The sequence below is a fragment of the Flavobacterium sp. PL12 genome (assembly GCF_039123485.1).
Classification (GTDB): domain Bacteria; phylum Bacteroidota; class Bacteroidia; order Flavobacteriales; family Flavobacteriaceae; genus Flavobacterium; species Flavobacterium weaverense.
The window spans coordinates 45774-63980 of record NZ_JBANDI010000001.1; the positions used below are offsets into that span (position 1 = coordinate 45774).

Below are 18207 nucleotides of genomic sequence, written 5' to 3' on the forward strand. Positions count from 1 at the left end.
AAACTTCAAACTTATCAAACGGGAAGTTTTATTCTTTAACTAAATAAATTATCTTTGCCACTATATGACACTCATTTCCACAGATAACTCGAAAAACCAAGAAATTGTAAAAAATGTCTTTACAATGTATCTTGAAAATAAAGGACATCGCAAGACACCTGAACGTTATGCTATCCTTCAGGAAATTTACGATAGCGAAGAACATTTTGATGTAGAAAACCTTTATATCAAAATGAAAAATAAAAACTATCGTGTGAGTAGAGCGACGCTTTATAATACAATCGAATTGCTACTCGATTGCGCTTTAGTAAGAAAACACCAATTTGGGCAAAATCAAGCTCATTACGAAAAATCATACTTTGACAAACAGCACGATCATATTATTATGACTGACACTGGAGAAGTAATTGAATTTTGTGATCCTCGAATCCAAACAATAAAGAAAACTATTGAAGAGATTTTTGATATCGAAATCACAAATCATTCGTTGTATCTCTATGGTGTAAAAAAACAAAAAAAGAATGTGGAACTAGACGGTTCCGAAATATAAAAATTAACTACAAATAACACGCAGAATGACCGTAGATTTATTACTAGGATTACAATGGGGAGATGAAGGAAAAGGAAAAATTGTTGATGTTCTTACTTCAAAATACGACATTATCGCTCGTTTTCAAGGAGGACCTAATGCAGGACATACTTTAGAATTTGACGGAATAAAACACGTGCTTAGAACCATTCCTTCCGGAATTTTTCACGGAAATAATATCAACATTATTGGTAATGGTGTTGTAATTGACCCTGTAGTTTTTAAAAGCGAAATTGACGGTTTAGCTAAGTTCAACTTGGATTTACAATCTAAATTGATCATTTCTAGAAAAGCACATTTAATTTTGCCTACACACCGTTTATTAGATGCAGCCTCTGAAGCTTCTAAAGGAAAAGCTAAAATTGGATCTACTCTAAAAGGTATTGGACCAACTTACATGGACAAAACAGGTAGAAACGGAATCCGTGTTGGTGATATTGAATTAGAAGATTTTGCAGATCGTTACAGAGCTCTAGCTGACAAGCACGAAGCAATGATAGCGTTTTATGATGTCGATATTCAATACAATTTACCAGAATTAGAAAAAGAATTTTTTGAAGCTATCGAAGATCTAAAAAAATTAGATTTTATTGATAGTGAAGAATATTTACACCAAGCTCAAAAAGCTGGTAAATCTATATTATGTGAAGGCGCTCAAGGTTCATTATTAGACGTTGACTTTGGAACTTATCCATTTGTAACATCTTCAAATACTACTGCAGCAGGAGCTTGTACTGGTTTAGGAATTGCTCCAAACAAAATCAAGGAAGTTTACGGAATTTTTAAAGCGTATATCACTCGTGTAGGAAGTGGACCATTTCCAACAGAACTTTTCGACGAAGATGGTGCAACGATGGCACGCGTAGGAAATGAATTTGGATCTGTGACTGGAAGACAAAGACGTTGTGGTTGGTTAGACTTAGTTGCGCTTAAATACGCTATTCAAGTAAATGGAGTAACGCAATTAATGATGATGAAAGGCGATGTACTTTCAGGATTTGAAACATTGAAAGTTTGTACTGAATATACGTATAAGGGAGAAAATATTTCTCATTTTCCTTATAACATCGATCCAGAAAATGTAACTCCTGTTTACCAAGACTTCAAAGGATGGAAACAAGATTTAACTGGTATTACTACTTATGATGAATTACCTCAAGAGTTAAAAGAATACATCGAATTTATAGAGAAAGAAGTCGAAGTTCCTATTAAAATTGTATCTGTAGGGCCAGATAGAAAGCAAACAATTCTAAAATAATATTACTAACGCTCTGAAAATTTCAGAGCGTTTTTTTTTAGTTTCACAAAATTACACTCATGAAAAATCCTTCTATAAAAATACAGAAAACGGAATTACTTTCTGACAACTGGTATATTCTAAACAAAGTAACTTTTGACTATCAAAAAAAAGATGGCTCTTGGATTACTCAAAAACGAGAAGTTTATGATCGAGGAGATGGTGCTGCTATTTTACTATATAATCCTAATACGAAAAAAGTTTTATTGACACGACAGTTTAGATTACCTTCTTATCTAAATGGAAATAAATCAGGAATGATGATCGAAGTTTGCGCAGGCCTTTTAGATAAAGATAATCCTGAAGAATGTATCATTCGCGAAACTGAAGAAGAAACTGGCTATCGCATTTCTAAAGTAGAGAAAATAATGGAATCCTATATGTCTCCTGGCGCTGTAACTGAAATTTTACATTTATTTGTGGGTGAATATAACGCAAGTATGAAAGTGAGTGAAGGCGGTGGATTAGAAAGCGAACAAGAAAACATTGACGTTTTAGAAATGTCATACGACGAAGCTTACAATATGATTTCGACTGGTGAAATTAAAGATGCAAAAACAATTTTACTACTACAACACGCCAAGATAAAGAATCTTATTTAATGAATAATCAGATGAAAGGCGTTTTATTTGCACTGATAGCTACGCTTCTTTGGTCCGTAAATATGGTAATCGCTAGTGGTGTAAAAGATCATATTCCGCCCATTGGATTAGCTTTTTGGCGATGGACAATTGCGTGCATCGTGTTTGCACCATTTGCTTTAAAAAATACTATCGGCGATTTTGCAATTGTAAAAAGACATTTTGGCTATTTAATAATAACTGCTATTTTCGGGATAAGTATATTTAATACTTTGATTTACTTTGCGGGACAAACAACGAGTGCGATTAACTTATCTCTGATGGCTATTTCAATTCCTTTATTTATTATCGCCATTTCGAGAATTGTTTTTAAAGAAAAAGTCTCGACTACAAAAATGGTAGGAATAGCAATTATAATAATGGGTGTTTTAATACTTATCACAAAAGGATCCTTACAAGCACTAATCAATATCAATTTTACAAGTGGAGATTTATTGATGCTTCTGGCTTGTTTATTCTTTGCTTGTTATACTATCTTAGTTCGAAAGAAACCAGCAGCATTAGATTCTAAAGTATTTCTATTCAGTGTTTTTATTATCGGAACCTTACTACTCCTGCCATTTTACATTTTTGAACATGTAAATTATAACCAAGTTACTTTTGACTCAAAAACTATATTAATAACTTCTTATGTAGGGATTTTTGCGTCTCTAGTGTGTTTTTATTTATGGAACGAGGCTATTTCTTTAATTGGAACTTCAAAAACTGCTGTAATTTATTATTTGATTCCAATATTTAGTGGCATCATAGCTTATTTTTTTCTCGGCCAAGCCATTGGTCTTATCCAAATTATAAGCATGACGATAATAGTGTTAGGTCTATTGCTTACAAATAAAAAAGCAGCATAAAATTTATGCTGCTTTCTTAACAAATTGTAATTTACTGCTACTTATTTATTAGGTTGCGGTGTCATTCTTAAATATGGTTTAATTTTCTCATATCCTTTTGGAAATTTTGCCGCGATATCTTCATCTTTAATTGATGGCGAAATCACTACTTTTTCACCATCTTTCCAGTTAGCTGGTGTAGCTACACTATAATTAGCTGTTAATTGTAAACTATCAATAACACGCAATATTTCATCAAAATTCCTTCCCGTCGATGCTGGATAAGTCAAGGTTAATTTTACTTTTTTATCAGGTCCAATAATAAATACAGAACGCACGGTAAAGCTTTCACTTGCATTAGGATGCATCATATCATATAATTCAGCCACACGCTTATCTTCATCAGCTATTATAGGAAAGTTAACAGTGGTGTGTTGTGTTTCATTAATATCTTTAATCCACTCCATATGAGAATCAACGCCGTCAACGCTCAAAGCAATTACTTTTACATTTCTTTTTTGGAATTCAGGATAGTAATTTGCCACTGCTCCTAATTCTGTGGTACAAACGGGAGTGAAATCTGCTGGATGCGAAAATAAGACACACCAAGAGTCGCCCATCCATTCGTGAAATTTTATTTTTCCTTGTGATGTTTCTGCTTCGAAGTCGGGAGCAATATCACCTAATCGTACTGTTGCCATATTGTTTTATTTTCTAATTAATAACACTCTAAGTTATTGAATTTTAACTAATAAAGAAGAAAAATAATCTTAAAATTCTGCTAATTTTTATTTTCGAAAATAAATAATAAGAATAAATAATTATTTAGTAGGAGTTATAAATGACAATAATCATACATCTTTTAGGCATTTAACTGCAATTAAGAAAACATTCATTACTCAAAAAGCAGTAACAAATTTTAGTAAAAAGAAGAAGCTTCAATTACTATTTAAGTGATTTTTATTTCTTCTTTAAATTTGGTAAAAAGAAAGCGATGATACCTATTAATGGCAAATAAGCACAGAGATAATACACATACGTTATACTCGTGTGATCTGCGAGATTACCAAGTAATGCGGAACCAAGTCCTCCCATTCCAAAAGCAAAACCGTAGAAAAGACCAGAAACCATTCCAAGTTTTTTAGGTAGTAATTCTTGAGCATAAACTAAAATTGCAGGAAATGCCGAAGAAATAACAGTTCCGATTACAACTGATAAAACCCCAGTCCAAAACAAATCGACAAAAGGTAACATCAACGTAAATGGCGCAGCGCCTAAAACAGAAAACCAAATAACATATTTTCTACCAAATCGATCACCTAGCGGTCCTCCAATTAATGTTCCAACGGCACAAGAAGCTAAAAACAAAACTAAATAAAATTGAGAATCTTGTACTGATAGTTTAAACTTTTCCATCAAATAAAAAGTAAAATAGCTAGACATACTTGCCATATAAACAAACTTTGAAAATATCAAAACCATCAAAATTACAACTGAGATCACAATCTTATTTTGCGAAATGTTAGGTAAATCAATCACTGCTTTTTTTGCACTCCTCAAACTAAGATGATTTTGATACCAAGTAGCTATTCTACTCAACACAATCAACCCAACTCCTGCAGCAATCAAAAACCAAATGATATAATGTTGCGCATTAGGAACGACAATTAATGCTACTAATAAAGGTCCTAAAGCAGTTCCTGCGTTACCTCCAAGTTGAAAGATAGACTGCGCTAATCCGCGCTTTCCTCCTGATGCTAAAAAAGAAATTCGGGAAGCTTCAGGATGAAAAATAGAAGAACCGATACCAACTAAAATAACCGAAACAATAATCAATGAAAAACTATCCGCATACGATAATGATACTATTCCAAGCGAGGTGAAAATCATTCCAAAAATTTGAGAATAAGGTTTTGGCTTTTTATCAGTGTAAAGACCAACTAGTGGCTGTAAAAGCGAACCTGCTAATTGATATGCGAGTGTAATTAAACCAATTTGGGTAAATGTTAAATTATAATTTTCTTTTAGAACTGGATACGCAGCAGGAATAACGGCTTGTAATAAGTCGTTTATTAAATGCGCAAATGCTATTGAAAACAGTATTGGGTAAACGGTTTGTTGACCATTATTTAAAACTTCACTTTGGGATGCGGTAGCGGAAGATGAATTCATTTTTTAAGATAAAAACTATATTATTAAATAGAGATCCAAAAGAATTTTATAGTTGCAGTATGAAATACCAAAAGACTAACGTGATAAATGAAATAGGTATTCCAAAACCAACCATCATACTACTCAACCTCGGCTTTAAACCATTTGACGAAGCAAGTATGCTGGCCGTAATCATTGGCGCCATCGCTGATTCCATCACTGCAACTTCGATCATTTTTGAATGCTGCTGCAAAATTACAACATACAGTAAGTATATCACTGCAGGAGATAGGATTAATTTATATAAAAGTCCCATTCCTAAAAATCTCCAATGTTGGCTTCTTCGATCAAACTTCAACTGCAATCCCACAGATAGCATCGCTAATGGTGTCATAATCGTCCCTGCCTTTTGAAGTAAAGCTTGCACGTAATCATGAAAATCAAAATTTAAATAATTCATTAAGCAAGCAATTAAAAAGGTTAAAAAGGGAGGAAAAAATGCAATTTTTTTAGCAATTTTAAGTCCATCAGGTTTTCCAGTAGAGTATATACTTGCAACAAGAATCGCAAAAGTGGAAAGAATAACAAAAGAACCAGGCTGATCAACTAAAATAGCAGTTTTCATTCCTTCTTCGCCATACAAGGCTTGAATAATAGGAAATCCAACAAACGAAGTATTTCCTAAACCAGCGGTGATTATTAAACAACCTATCAGCTTTTTAGACCAAGCTCTTTTTTTACCGATATAATTAAATAAAAAGTAAGATCCTGCAAAGGTTATCCATGCTACCCCGATGGGGAATAAAAGATTGTTACTCCATTCAATTTTTGGAATGTAATATAAAGCAAGAGCTGGTAGACATATATAAATTACAATCGTATTTATTTGCTTATAAATCCTTACTGGAAATCCATTTATGCGCTGAAGAATCAAGCCTAAGAATAAAAAACCAAAGATGATTATGAAGTTGTACATAGCAAATAATTGAATGTAAAAATACCACTAAAATCTTTTACTGAAATGAAGAAATTAATCTTAATGTGACAAATACAACATTGTGATTTTTAAAATATTTAATTATCATATTATTAAAAATTGAGGGATAAAATTCCTGATTTATCATCATATAAAAAGTGAATATCTTAAAAACATTACGTTCAAATATAACAGACCAGCGCTACAATGCTTTTGAAACTATTTTTGTTTTCACTACTTTTACTTTTCAAATCTTCAGCTTTGTCAAACAAAAAAACTCATCCTACCGCATTAAACGAAAAAGCAGGGATTTCTCCCCCAGAAATCACTAGCTCAACATCCATTGTAAACATTCAAAAGTTTAGAAAAATGCAGCCTTCTGCATTAGAATTAGTCGATGGTATTTTAGCAGGAAATATAACTGCATTAAGTCGGGCGATCACTTTAGTAGAGAGTACTAATAGCAATCATTTGGCGAAAGCCAACGAAGTCATAAATGCTTGTTTACCACATGCGAGTAAATCCATCCGAATAGGAATCACAGGCGTTCCGGGAGTTGGGAAAAGTACTTTTATAGAAGCGTTTGGGAAATTTTTAACAAGTTTAGGTAAAAAAGTCGCTGTGTTAGCAGTTGATCCAAGCAGCACAATTAGCCACGGAAGTATTCTAGGTGACAAAACTAGAATGGAAGAATTAGTAAAAGATAAAAACGCATATATACGTCCGTCCGCTTCTGGAGAAACTTTAGGTGGCGTTGCACGAAAAACTCGCGAAACGATTACTTTATGTGAAGCCTGTGGCTTTGATACTATTATTATTGAAACTGTAGGTGTAGGACAAAGCGAAACTGCGGTTCATAGTATGGTCGATTTCTTTTTATTGCTAAAAATTTCTGGTGCTGGCGATGAACTACAAGGTATAAAACGCGGTATTATGGAAATGGCAGATGCTATTGTTATCAACAAAGCAGATGGCGATAATATAAGAAAGGCACATTTTGCCAAAATGGAATTTAATCGAGCTTTACACCTTTTTCCAGCAAAAAAATCTGGCTGGATTCCAAAAACTTCAACCTGTAGTTCGATCACTCACGAAGGAATTCCTTTAGTTTGGGACACAATAGAAAGCTTTCTTGATTTAACCAAAACTAATAACTCCTTTTTTGAAAAGCGCAAAGAACAAAATCAATACTGGATGTTTGAAACTATAAACGAACAGTTAAAATTAAATTTCTATAACCAAATCGAAATTCAGAATTTATTAGAACCAACAAAAAAGGCGGTTCAAAACGATGAAATATCGCCGTTTGCAGCAGCTCAAAAACTATTAAATGTATATCAGAACTGCATGAACAATTCTGAAGATAATTAGTAATATCATTTCTTAATTTCCCTAAGCTTGTATTTACCTTGTTTGTATAAATTTCCAGCAGTTACAACATATGCCAAAGCATCTTTAGCCAATTCACTATCTAATTTTACTGGAATCAAAGTGGTATCATTAATGATTTTAAATTGCAATGGATCTAGATTAGGTTGCATAATTACTACTTGATCTTCAACTCTGAATGCGTTGATATCATTGAACTGCATTATAGATCGACCTTTAGTTGTTGCTTTTATTTTGCTTAAATTTCTTCCTACCATGGGAGTTTCAAATTCGGCGCCAAGATAACTTAGTAAAGTTGGCGGAATATCAATTTGACTCGCTAATTGACTATACACTTTTCCTACAGGTACATTAGGTCCAATAATTAAAGCAGGAATATGGAATTTGTTAATAGGGACTAGATTTTTTCCAAAAGTTCTAGTATTATGGTCAGCAATTATTATAAAAACAGTGTTTTTATAGTAAGATTCCTTTTTAGCCATTTCCATAAATTTCCCTATCGAAAAATCAGCATATTTCATAGCATTATTAACTGTTGCGGCTTTTTTATCATAACCCTTTATTCTTCCTTCTGGATATTCAAAAGGCTCGTGATTTGAGGTAGAAAACATTAAAGAGAAGAAAGGTTTAGTACCTTTAGATTTGAAATATTCATTTGCTTTAACCGCTAAATCTTCATCAGAATAACCCCAAGTTCCTTTAAAAGCGTATTTATTTCCATCAGTATCAAAGTCATCTTGATCGACAATATCTTCAAAACCATTGCCATTAAAAAAGGAAGCCATATTATCAAAATTGGCCATGCCTCCATAAATAAAACTAGTTTCGTAGCCTTTTCTTTTTAGCGCATCTGCCATCGTAAAAAATCCTTGTTGTGAATTACTCAACTTAACGACACTTTCTGATGGAGATGGAAGAAAACCTGTCACCACAGCTTCGATACCTCTTACGCTTCGCGTTCCTGTGCAATACAAATTAGTAAATAACAATCCTTCTTTTGAAAGTTTGTCAAACTCTGGCGTTAATGGCTTTCCGCCCAAAACACCAACGTACTCAGCACCTAAACTCTCTTGTAAAAAAATTACTAAATTATAAGGTCTTTCTAAGATTACATCTGGTTTTTGAACGTGCAGAAAAGGAATAGAATTATCAGTGAATTCAGTTACATCCATATATTTCTTAACGCGAGAGACTGCTTCATCTTCATCCATTGTACCATACATTTTTGTATTGCCTTCATTTTTTATCGAATAAGCCGCATAAGCGACAGTATAAAATGAATTTAATCCCAGGCAATTCGTTAATTGGTCTGTAGAAAAAACTGCATTACTAGCATTTATTGGTCTTTTTGAAGTTAGACTGGAACGCGCTCCAAAAAATAAAAGAAAAACGAGCAATGGAAAAATCAGCAATCTAAATTTATAATCAGTCGCTTGAGTATAGAAAAGACTCTTCACTTTTTTTAACGCGAAGTAAAGCGCAATACCCAAAATTAAAAAAGTAATAATAATTGACGATAAATAACTTTTAAGAAGCATTCCTATAACTTCTTTAGGATAGATGAGATAATCTAAAAAAATTCTGTTGGGACGCGTATCATATTGTGCAACAAAATCAGGAGTAGCTAATTCGACAAATAAAAATAAGAATAAGAATAGGATGCTGTAGTAAGCAATAAACTTATTAATGTATTTGATATAATTATTTGGAACAAAACTGAGCAATAAAGCCGGAAGAAAAGACAGGTAGCACAAAAGTATCAAATCCATACGCAAACCTATGGGAAAGATGAACCAATAATCGGCGGTGTCAGTCACTCGGTCTTTAAATAAAAAAAACAAAAACAATCGACTCGCTGTTGTAATAAGCAGACCTATCGCTATAAAATTAAAAATAGGTTTTAAAAAGAATAACTTTTTCATTGAATGCTATTTAGAAAATGATAAAAGAGAAGAGGAATTTAGCGTTTGAAATCTACAAAAAAAACCGATTGCATATAAACAGTCTCGCGCTTTATTGTGGGAGACTGTTTAATAGTACATCGGTTTTAATTCATGTAACTGAAATGTAAAAGATAGAGAAGCTTATTCTTTTTCGTATCGCTCCATTTCACGATCGTAGAACGCAGTCGCCTCTACAATTAATCCTTCCATTTCAGCATTTAATTCGCCTTCATCAAGATCTTCGGCTTCTTCCATAAACTCCACTTCATCATCTTTTAAATTGATGATGAATCTAGGGTAATCTAAATGTATAATGAAAATGTCTTCTGGGCAATCCGTATTATCACCCAATAAAAATTTTGGTAATTCCATGTTTTAATTATTTATTTATGCTACTATTTTGTCCTTCTAAAATTAATTTTTTTGTCAATTTCGCAAAGCGAATATACAAAAATATAGCGGCTGATGTTAATCCTGCCGAAAGCCCGATCCAAATTCCTATTGCTTTTAAATCTGTATATAAACCTAAATATATTGAAATTGGAAAACCAATTACCCAATACGCAACAAAAGTAATATACATCGGTATTTTTACATCTTGTAAACCTCTCAGTGCCCCTAAGACGACAACTTGAATTCCATCTGATATTTGAAAAAATGCGGCAACAAATAATAATTGGGACGCAATAAAGATAACTTCTTTTGTTTCGATAATGTGCTTCGCATCATTAACATCTACGAATATTTGCGGTAAATATTTATGAAAAACAATAAATATAATGGCAAAAACAACTTCTAATAGTATTGCTAATAAAAAAATCGAACGTGCGACTAACTGTAGTTTAACATAATCCATTAAACCTTTCTGGTTCCCTACTCTAATCATTACAGCAACACTCAAACCCATCGCGAACATAAAGGTTAAAGAGGCTAAACTTAGCGCAATTTGGTTAGCCGCTTGACTTGTTGTCCCTAACAATCCAGAGAGCCATATTGCTCCAGTAAATAAAGCTACTTCAAAAAACATTTGCATTGAAGAAGGAAAGCCTAGATTAATTATTTTATTCAACATTTTCTTCTTGATCTCTTTGAAACTAAAATTCTCAAAGTAGGGATAGAATTTTGGCTTCGTAGCCAAAGCATAATGCATAAAAATCAACATTACTATGCGTGATAAAATTGTTCCGATAGCTGCTCCTACTATACCCATTTTTGGAAAAAACCAAATCCCATAAATCAAAAAATAATTGATAATAACGTTGACTACATTACCAATAATAGTTGCCCACATTGAATATTTAGTTTCTGATTTTCCATCAGCAAACTGCTTGTATCCTTGAAATATAATTAACGGAATTAGTGAAAATGCAACTATATCGAGATAAGGCTTAGCCATTTCAACTACAATATCTGGCTGTCCCATAAAAGCGATTAATGGCTTAAAAAAGAAAATTATCAGAAATAAGGTTATTCCTAAAATAGAACACAAAAATAATCCATGATGAAAAACACTTCTTCCCTCGTCGATATCATTTTTACCATCAGCTTCCGCGGCAAGCGGAGTAATAGCAGTCGAAAAGCCTATACCTAATGACATCGCTATAAAAACAAAACTATTTCCAAGAGAAACAGCTGCTAATTCTGTTGGACCCAATTTTCCAACCATTATATTGTCTACAATACCAACAATTGTGTGACCTAGCATTCCTAAAATAATAGGATATGCTAATCGTAAATTATAGGAGAACTCTTTAGTATACTGGGATAAATTCACGTGATTTTTTTTAAAGTCGACAAAGGTAAGGAGAAGCATTGAATTGTACTGATACAAATTAATATATAACACAATAATTTTAAAAATAACATCGAAAAAACGAGCAATTCTGAAACAAAATTCTATAATTCTATAACTACATCCATATCTTGAATTTTACATTTGCATCGTCGTTTTGAGAATATCAAAACAGAAAAACTTTTAAAAATCAATTATGAAAATTTCAGGAAAAATTAAAATCGCATTAGCATTTACAATGGCATTCTTCTTTGCAAGTCAAACGCAAGCTCAAGAAACAAACAAAGCAACAAATTACGATCAAGGATTCCGTTTAGGTGTTGGTATCAATGGCGGCGTTCCTACTAACGAGGATTTTTACAATTATTCTTTAGGAGCTGATGTAAGACTTCAGTACGATTTAACTAAAAGATATTCAGCAGTATTAACTACAGGTTTTACAAACCTTTTCATTAGTAATAATGTAAAAGATTTAGGATTTATTCCTGTAAAAGTAGGTTTTAAAGCTTTTGTATGGGAAGATCAATTCTACGTTTTAGGTGAAGTTGGTGGTGGTATTGCAGTTACTAATGGTTACAAACAGGATACTTACTTATGGTCTCCAGGAGTTGGATATGCTGGAAAAGACATTGACGTTAGTTTACGTTATGAAGCATATACAGAATACGATACAAATCAAATTGCTTTGCGTATCGCTTACGGATTCAAACTATAATTTATTTTAGATATAAAAAAATGCACTGAAAATCAGTGCATTTTTTTTTACTCTTTTTTTAATATGTCTTTATACATTTCGATGTTTTCTTTAACCTTGTCGTCCATTTCAGGTTCTTTTATATCGGTATGTTTTTGCATTTCTTCCCATATTATTTTACCAACAATATATCTAGCCATTTCTTTATCGTCAGCTGGAACTACGTACCATGGTGCTTCTTCTGTAGAGGTACTATTAATCGCATCTTCGTAATACTCCATATATTCGTCCCAGTGGCCTCTTTCTTTTAAATCGCTAGTAGAGAATTTCCAATTGTGTTTTCCCTCTTCTAACCTTCTTAGTAAACGTTGCCTTTGCTCCTCTTTACTTAAATGCATGTAGAATTTTAAAACAATAATTCCATTTTGGCTAATGTGTTTCTCAAAATTCCTGATTTGTTCCATTCTATTTTCCCAAAATTCCGGCGTGATATCTTCCACATTTTCTATTCCCGGTAAGTTCTCATTTAATATATATTCAGGATGCACGCGCGTTACCAACACATTTTCATAATACGTTCTATTAAAAATAGCAAATTTCCCCTTTTCAGGCAGAGCCAAATAATGGCGCCATAAATAATCGTGCTCTAATTCTGCAGAATTAGGAGTTTTAAAACTGCTCACTACTACTCCACGTGAATTAAATCCTTTAAATACCTCACGTATTAAACTATCTTTTCCAGAAGTGTCCATTCCTTGAAGACAAATTAACACACCATATTTATTGTGCGCATACATAACGTCCTGCAATTCGCTCAACTTAGCACTTATTTTCTCTAATTTATTTTCTTTTTTTTCATCGCTAGCGCCAACCTCTAAATTAGTTGGCAACTTGGACAATTTAATTTTGTCTACTACTTTAAAATCAGCTGGATCTATCGACTTCATAGGAAATAATTTATCTTTATAAACTCAAATATAATAAATTTTGAGGAGCTTAATATTAGTTCTGACACATCAAGACATTAAATTTGCTCAAAATTCGTGGGAAATAAATAAAATCTCGTTTTCAAAATACTTACAATGGAAAAATTTAAGCTTGAATTATTATTTCAAATTATAGGAATTGGATCTGCTTCAGGACTTATTTACAAAGACAATATACTTTTAATTATTGGAGATAATAGCGGTTATCTTTACGAATATCATATCGATTCTCGAGAGTTAAATCGGCACGCATTAATCGAAAATCCTTCTCAAAATATTCTGAAAAAAGATAAGCCGGACTTTGAGGCTATTGCAAGTTTTGGCGAAGACCTTTACATATTTGGATCTGGTTCTACAGATAAAAGAAATACTATGGTACAATTAAATTCATTAGAGAAGAAAATAACTACTACACACGACTTAACCGAATTGTACGCAGTAATGCAAAATTTTGAAAAAATAAGACCTGAAGATTTTAATCTAGAAGGTGCAATATATGAAGGAAAGAGTTGGTACTTATTCAATCGCGGAAATGGAATTTCAAATAAAAATGTAATCTTTACCATCGAAGGTGAAAACTTGAACGACCAGTTCGCCATTCTTTCCAATGATTACAAACTACCCAAAATTAAAGGAGTACGCAGCAGTTTTACAGATGCGATTTTAGTAAACGAATCCATTTATTTTTTGGCTTCAGCCGAAGACACAAAGTCAACTTATGAAGATGGCGAAGTTTTAGGCAGTATAATAGGTAGTATCAATACAAAAACAATGAAAATTAATTTTACAAAAAAAATTAGTGACATTCATAAGTTTGAAGGTTTGACATTATATTCAAAGTCTAAAGAAAAAATTGAATTCCTACTTTGTGAAGACAAGGATACAGAAACATTAGAAACTGATATTTATAGGCTGTCGTTGAACTTGAACTAAATTTAAAACCTTATAAAAATCACATTACGTTGTAACAATTTCAATCTCTCACAGACTAATTTCTAAAATAAAACAATCTCAGATGAAAAGAATATTTTTCGCTTTAGCATTTGCTTCGGTATTTTGGAGCTGTAAAACTACAGGAACAGCAAACACGAGTTCAAAATCACAAATTGAAACAGTAGCAGTCACTATTAATTTAAACGAAGTTAAGGATGATAAAGTTCTAGTAACTGTTATATCTCCAAAAATTACTGTTGACGAAGTGACGTACAGCATTCCTAAAATTGTTCCAGGAACGTACTCTGTCGATAATTACGGAAAATATATCGAAGACTTTAAAGCTTTCGACAGTAAAGGAAGTATGTTGGCAGTGACAAAAACAGACGATAATACGTGGTCTATAAAAAGCGCAAAATCTATTTCGAAGGTAACATATTTAGTAAACGACACTTTTGATACTGAAAAAGGCGGTGGTTTTGGAAATACAGATATTTTCTCTCCTGCTGGAACAAATATCGATGCTGGTAAAAATTTCGTTTTAAACATGCATGGTTTTGTTGGATATTTTCAGGACAAAAAAGATCTTCCATACAATGTTACTATCTCACATCCTGCAACATTATGGGGTGCTACATCAATGACAGATTATGATGAAAGCACTACAAATGATTTATTTAAAACGGCTCGTTATGCTGAATTAGTAGAAAATCCTATCATGTATGCTAAACCAGACTACACCACTTTTACTATTGATGGAATGGAAATTCTTATTGGAGTGTATTCTCCAACTGGAAAAGTAACTGCAGAAAGCATCACTCCAGAAATGAAAACAATGATCACTGCCCAGAAAAACTTTTTAGGTAAAATCAATGCTACAAAAAAGTATAGTGTATTGTTATACTTATCTACTATGACTGAGACTGACGCTAAGGGATTTGGAGCTCTAGAGCATCCTACCGCGACAACTGTAGTCTTGCCAGAAATGATGCCAAAAGAAGAATTAGTCAAATCAATGATAGACGTTGTATCTCACGAGTTTTTTCATATTGTAACTCCATTGTCAATTCACTCCAAAGAAATCCACGATTTTGATTATAACAATCCAAAGATGTCTGAACACTTATGGATGTATGAAGGAGTTACTGAATATTTTGCTAATCTTTTTCAGATCAATCAAGGTTTAATTGACGAAGATGAGTTTCTTTCTAGAATAGCTGATAAAATCGCTGCTGCAAATAAGATGGATGACATGATGCCATTCACTAAAATGAGCACAAATGTTTTAGCAGAGCCATACAAAGCGCAGTATCTTAATGTATATGAAAAAGGAGCATTGATTGGAATGTGTCTAGACATTATTATCAGAGAGAAAAGTAATGGCGAGAGAGGAATTTTAGATTTGATGCAAAAACTTTCAAATGAATATGGAGTTTCTAAACCATTTAATGATAATGAGCTTTTCGCAAAAATAACTTCTTTGACTTATCCTGAAGTTGGTGCGTTTTTAGAAATGTATGTCGCAGGACCAATACCTATTCCTTATGATGCTTATTTAGCAAAAGTGGGAATCACAAAAACGATGACTAAGGCTGCTACAAATGTTTTCTTAAAAGGACAAGTTCCCTATATTACTGTTGATCAGAAAACGAAAGAGATTATTGTAATTCCAAATATGGAATTAAATGATTTCTATAAAAATTTAAATTTACAAGGAGGCGACATTATTGTTGCTATTGATGGAAAACCATATTCAGTAGACAACATATACGACATGATTACGACTAGCCAGTCATGGAAAGAAAATGATGCCATTACCGTTAAAATAAAACGTAACGGAAAAGAGCAAACAGTCAAAGGGAAAGTAAAGCTCCCATATGAGGAAAAAGAAGGTTTACATTCAACAGATGCGACTAAAAACATACTTAAAGAAGCATGGCTTAAAGCTTAAATTACTGAAATAATTAAGAAATCCCAATTTAGAAATAGATTGGGATTTATTTTTGCCAAAATAGATCACATTAAATGAATCTTTCAAACAATTTTCTTTATTTTGCGCCCAAATCAAAGAACGCTAAAAACTGGGCTCGCTTATCAATTATCGTTTCTATTTATAAAATAAGAAATTAAAGTCGCACCAAAAAAATAAATTTTAATCTAACATGAAAAAATCAATTATTGCATTCGTTACATTAGTATTACTAGTTTCTTGTAACAAAACCGAAACCACAGGCAACTTACATATTACTGGAAATATAAAAGGATTAAAAAAAGGAACTTTATACATTCAAAGAATTGTTGATACTACTTTAGTAGTTCTTGATTCAATTACTTTAGACGGAACATCAACATTTAAGAGCGACCTAGATTTAAAGTCACCAGAGATGCTTTATTTATCTCTAGATCGTGGTACTACAAATTCTTTAGACAACAATATATCTTTCTTTGCAGAGCCTGGAAACATCACTATCGAAACCACTTTAGATCATTACCTAGCTGATGCGAAAGTTACAGGATCAAAAAATAACGAGATTTTTGAAGAGTACAAAAAAATTAACATGGGATTCACAGATAAAAACTTGACCATGTTAGAACAAAGATTTAAAGCAATTAAAATACAAAATCTAAAAGCAGCAGATAGTATCAGTGCGCTTCAAGATGCTAACATTAAAAGGAAATATTTATTTGCTACTAATTTTGCTTTGAACAATAGAGATTATGAAGTTGCCCCTTATATTGCATTATCTGAAATTTACGATATTAATGTAAAATATTTAGACACAATTCAAAAAGCTATGTCACCAAAAGTAGCACAATCTCTTTATGGAAAGAAATTAACAGAATATGTTTCGAAAGTAAAAAGTCAGAAATAAAACGACTTAAATTTTTAAACAAAATTACAAAGCAAAAAACCATCTTGAAATTAACAAGATGGTTTTTTTATGCATATCGGAACTAGTAAGACAATTGTCAAGACGAATTATAAAAAGAATTTAGATACAAATAGAAAGATGTAAAAAATAGCAATCGCTATTGTCATAATACCTAAGTATTTATAATGAGATTTTAAAAATTCAAGAGAACTAGCTAGCATTTCTCAATCATTAGCTAGTAATGCTTCTTTAATTTGAGATGAGAATTTATTTAAACAAGATACGGGATAAATATAAAGTACTGATGTCGCTATCTTTAACAAAGCCATCACGAGACTAAAGGAAGCACCCACTTTGTAAATCTCAGAGTTCATTTGAATCATTGTATAAGACATCTTAAAAGCAAATAATCCAGACGCTAAAATCAACAGAATTATTATAAATCCAACGATTGACAATAGGTAAGTCCACTTTGCAGTTTCTTTTAAAAAATTCTTTGATGATTCGCTAAGTTTCATTTCGACATTATCAATAATCAATTACTCGTCCATATTCTTAAATTTCAATTTCAAATTTAGCTTAAAAAAGATGAAAATATAAAAAAATAATTATTCACGGTTTTGATCAAAACAAAAAACCACTTAACAGAAGTTAAGTGGTTTTATTAAGAGCCGGCGGAGGGACTCGAACCCACGACCTGCTGATTACAAATCAGCTGCTCTAGCCAACTGAGCTACGCTGGCGACTCATTACGGGTGCAAATATAAGATTGAATTTCTATTTTCCAAAACAAATTCAATCTTTTTTTGCTTTTTTTTGACTACAATTCGTTGATTTTAGCAACTAATTGATTAGCAGTTTGTTCCAATTCAACATTGATTTGTTTGAAGTGTGCTTTTTTATCTTCTACCTTTTTTGCATTCACTTTAGTGATTAAAACATCAAAAGCTGCAATAGCTTCGTCAATTAAAGCATTAGTTTCTGTTGTTGGTTTTCCTGTAGTAGAAATTTCGAACAAGTAAACTGCTTCAATAATATCTCCTAAAACGTAGTTGATGTCTTTCTTTAAATTTTTAACGTTTGCCATTTTTATTTTTTTAAAATTTGAATTTTAAT

At 32.3% G+C, this 18207-nt stretch carries 18 protein-coding genes and 1 tRNA gene; 9 read left to right on the top strand and 10 right to left on the bottom strand.

Annotation, left to right across the window (positions count from 1 at the left end):
- Positions 1-64: 64 nt before the first annotated feature.
- Genes RCH19_RS00180 through RCH19_RS00195 form a run of 4 tightly spaced genes read left to right on the top strand, consistent with a single transcriptional unit; the run spans position 65 to position 3375 of the window.
- Entirely contained in the window at positions 65-550 is a 486-nt protein-coding gene (locus RCH19_RS00180) for a transcriptional repressor (protein WP_121924200.1), read from the top strand.
- Positions 551-575: 25 nt separating this feature from the next.
- Positions 576-1847, top strand: coding sequence for an adenylosuccinate synthase (locus tag RCH19_RS00185; protein WP_343021537.1), 1272 nt, complete (start codon positions 576-578; stop codon positions 1845-1847).
- 59 nt (positions 1848-1906) lie between these two features.
- Positions 1907-2488, top strand: a complete 582-nt coding sequence (nudK, locus tag RCH19_RS00190; RefSeq protein ID WP_343021538.1) for a GDP-mannose pyrophosphatase NudK — start codon at positions 1907-1909, stop codon at positions 2486-2488.
- The gene (locus RCH19_RS00195) at positions 2488-3375 is read left to right on the top strand and encodes a DMT family transporter (protein WP_343021539.1); all 888 of its coding nucleotides are present in this window, start codon (positions 2488-2490) and stop codon (positions 3373-3375) included. The genes nudK and RCH19_RS00195 overlap by 1 nt, the downstream gene beginning before the upstream one ends.
- 41 nt (positions 3376-3416) lie before the next feature.
- On the opposite strand, the gene RCH19_RS00200 is transcribed toward RCH19_RS00195, so the two are convergent.
- The 3 genes from RCH19_RS00200 to RCH19_RS00210 all read right to left on the bottom strand — a co-directional run bounded on the left by RCH19_RS00200 (position 3417) and on the right by RCH19_RS00210 (position 6481).
- Positions 3417-4055: a peroxiredoxin gene (locus tag RCH19_RS00200; protein WP_121924196.1), complete on the bottom strand. Its 639-nt coding sequence runs from the start codon at positions 4053-4055 to the stop codon at positions 3417-3419.
- A 259-nt stretch (positions 4056-4314) separates the two neighbouring features.
- On the bottom strand, positions 4315-5526 hold the full coding sequence (locus RCH19_RS00205; protein WP_343021540.1) for an MFS transporter: 1212 nt from the start codon (positions 5524-5526) through the stop codon (positions 4315-4317).
- Between the two features lie 46 nt (positions 5527-5572).
- The gene (locus tag RCH19_RS00210; RefSeq protein ID WP_343021541.1) at positions 5573-6481 is read right to left on the bottom strand and encodes an AEC family transporter; all 909 of its coding nucleotides are present in this window, start codon (positions 6479-6481) and stop codon (positions 5573-5575) included.
- Between the two features lie 261 nt (positions 6482-6742).
- Here RCH19_RS00210 and meaB point away from each other — a divergent pair, with 261 nt between their 5' ends.
- Positions 6743-7852, top strand: a complete 1110-nt coding sequence (gene meaB / locus RCH19_RS00215) for a methylmalonyl Co-A mutase-associated GTPase MeaB (RefSeq protein ID WP_343021542.1) — start codon at positions 6743-6745, stop codon at positions 7850-7852.
- Between the two features lie 5 nt (positions 7853-7857).
- Here the strand turns inward: meaB and RCH19_RS00220 are convergent, their stop codons facing one another.
- From RCH19_RS00220 to RCH19_RS00230, 3 genes are all read right to left on the bottom strand, one after another.
- Positions 7858-9792 (bottom strand): LTA synthase family protein, encoded by a 1935-nt coding sequence (locus RCH19_RS00220; protein WP_343021543.1) that lies wholly within the window; start codon positions 9790-9792, stop codon positions 7858-7860.
- 162 nt (positions 9793-9954) lie between these two features.
- Positions 9955-10185, bottom strand: a complete 231-nt coding sequence (locus RCH19_RS00225) for a hypothetical protein (RefSeq protein WP_121924191.1) — start codon at positions 10183-10185, stop codon at positions 9955-9957.
- 7 nt (positions 10186-10192) lie between these two features.
- Positions 10193-11587: an MATE family efflux transporter gene (locus RCH19_RS00230; protein ID WP_121924509.1), complete on the bottom strand. Its 1395-nt coding sequence runs from the start codon at positions 11585-11587 to the stop codon at positions 10193-10195.
- Between the two features lie 214 nt (positions 11588-11801).
- On the opposite strand from RCH19_RS00230, the gene RCH19_RS00235 reads away from it, so the two are divergent.
- Positions 11802-12320 carry a hypothetical protein gene (locus RCH19_RS00235; RefSeq protein WP_343021544.1) on the top strand — a complete coding sequence of 173 codons (519 nt, stop codon included), beginning with the start codon at positions 11802-11804 and terminating at the stop codon, positions 12318-12320.
- Between the two features lie 47 nt (positions 12321-12367).
- Here the strand turns inward: RCH19_RS00235 and RCH19_RS00240 are convergent, their stop codons facing one another.
- Positions 12368-13246: a PPK2 family polyphosphate kinase gene (locus RCH19_RS00240; protein WP_343021545.1), complete on the bottom strand. Its 879-nt coding sequence runs from the start codon at positions 13244-13246 to the stop codon at positions 12368-12370.
- 135 nt (positions 13247-13381) lie between these two features.
- Here RCH19_RS00240 and RCH19_RS00245 point away from each other — a divergent pair, with 135 nt between their 5' ends.
- From RCH19_RS00245 to RCH19_RS00255, 3 genes are all read left to right on the top strand, one after another.
- Positions 13382-14218: a hypothetical protein gene (locus tag RCH19_RS00245; protein ID WP_343021546.1), complete on the top strand. Its 837-nt coding sequence runs from the start codon at positions 13382-13384 to the stop codon at positions 14216-14218.
- Positions 14219-14300: 82 nt separating this feature from the next.
- The gene (locus RCH19_RS00250; RefSeq protein WP_343021547.1) at positions 14301-16169 is read left to right on the top strand and encodes a peptidase M61; all 1869 of its coding nucleotides are present in this window, start codon (positions 14301-14303) and stop codon (positions 16167-16169) included.
- A gap of 211 nt (positions 16170-16380) precedes the next feature.
- On the top strand, positions 16381-17091 hold the full coding sequence (locus tag RCH19_RS00255; RefSeq protein ID WP_343021548.1) for a DUF4369 domain-containing protein: 711 nt from the start codon (positions 16381-16383) through the stop codon (positions 17089-17091).
- 224 nt (positions 17092-17315) lie between these two features.
- On the opposite strand, the gene RCH19_RS00260 is transcribed toward RCH19_RS00255, so the two are convergent.
- The 3 genes from RCH19_RS00260 to RCH19_RS00270 all read right to left on the bottom strand — a co-directional run bounded on the left by RCH19_RS00260 (position 17316) and on the right by RCH19_RS00270 (position 18178).
- A complete protein-coding gene (locus RCH19_RS00260; protein ID WP_343021549.1) occupies positions 17316-17609 on the bottom strand; it encodes a hypothetical protein in 294 nt (97 codons plus the stop codon).
- Between the two features lie 151 nt (positions 17610-17760).
- Positions 17761-17834, bottom strand: a tRNA-Thr gene (locus RCH19_RS00265).
- A gap of 77 nt (positions 17835-17911) precedes the next feature.
- Positions 17912-18178: a hypothetical protein gene (locus tag RCH19_RS00270; RefSeq protein WP_121924184.1), complete on the bottom strand. Its 267-nt coding sequence runs from the start codon at positions 18176-18178 to the stop codon at positions 17912-17914.
- Positions 18179-18207: the final 29 nt, after the last annotated feature.